Annotated in this window: 1 protein-coding gene; it reads left to right on the forward strand. The window is 41.3% G+C overall.

Annotated elements, in window-relative coordinates:
• Positions 1–1,406, forward strand: a 1,406-nt coding sequence (locus tag ACFVSN_RS45150; RefSeq protein ID WP_387959324.1) for an ATP-binding protein, incomplete at both ends; no start/stop codon positions are given.

Raw genomic sequence — 1,406 nt, forward strand, 5'->3', positions numbered from 1 at the left:
GAACAAAATTGCTTTAACAAAACAACGTTTCAAGCAAACGCAGCGGGATATGAGCGAGGTTGAAGAAATAGATGACAGGCTCCTATCTGGCCGTGAATTGCTTACCGATTTAAACAATAAAATCCGTAATCACAATTCACCATATTTGAAGTGGGTAGCGACTTTTGTTGTCAGCGGAAAGACTAAAAAGGAATGTAAGCACAGAGCAAGCGAAGTCATTAGGATCATGAAGCATTCACAAATCTATTGTGTGCGTCCTATCGCCGATCAGTTGCAGCTTTTCTATAAATTTTTGCATGGTGCACCGATGCAATTCGAAAAAAACTGGGTGCAGTCAACAACACATGAAGGCTTTGCAGAAAATCTTTTTGCCGTATCAAGCCGGCTTGGTTCGAATGTGGGGTTTTATTTCGGAAGAGTAGACAAATTTACAGAAAAAGTCCCGATCGACCAATCTATAGCCAGCAGTCGAGATATTGTGCTTTACCATCCGTTTATGGCTAATGAGGGAATCGCCGGTGCTTCTACCGACAGCCCACATGTAAATATTACAGGAGCAACTGGAAAAGGTAAGTCCTTTTTAGTGAAAATGATCCTGCTATATCTCTCTTTCTTGGATTGTCAGGTATTAATGACTGACCCAAAGGTGGAGGTACGAAAGTGGTTTACGAAAGCGATTAGTGATCCAGATGTACGGGTTAAGTATCCGATGTTTGTAGAATTGATTCGCTCATTCCACTACGTCACGCTTGATGCCTCTGATAAAAAGAATTTTGGCGTTTTAGACCCAATTATCTTCCTTGATGGATTTGAAGCGAAAGAGACTGCTCAAAACATCATTGAGCAAATTTATGATTTGCATGGGAAAGATGCTGTAAAAACCGAAGTTCTGAAAACTTTAGATGCGGTTATTGAGCGAAAAGCAAAGGGAGAAACCGTTGGGCTTATGCATGTTGTAGATCATCTAGCGAATAGTGAGGACCCAACAATTAAGAGTGCAGGCGAGCTTCTTGTCCAAATGGTTCAGAATAGCATTCTTCAATTAGTTTTCAGCTATGGGGATGCTGATGCCATTAACTTGAATCGCAAAGTAACTATTTTAGAAATTGCCGGTTTAGACTTACCGAATGAAGATGATGACCCACGTTATTACAGTGACAGCGACAGGAAAAGCCTTAGCATTATGATTGGCCTTGCAAAATTCTGTGAAAAATTTGGTCGCCGCAGTCATGATGATCCGACAGCAATCATTTTCGATGAAGCTTGGACGTTGACTAAAGCCCGCGGCGGTAAGCGATTAGTTAAGGATATGAAGCGTGTAGGACGTTCCTTTAAAAATCAGCTATATCTTGTTTCTCAAAATATGGCCGACTCCGAAACAGATGATGATAAGGGGAATTTCGGTG

This window comes from Kitasatospora sp. NPDC057904 (assembly GCF_042887925.1).
GTDB lineage: Bacteria > Actinomycetota > Actinomycetes > Streptomycetales > Streptomycetaceae > Kitasatospora.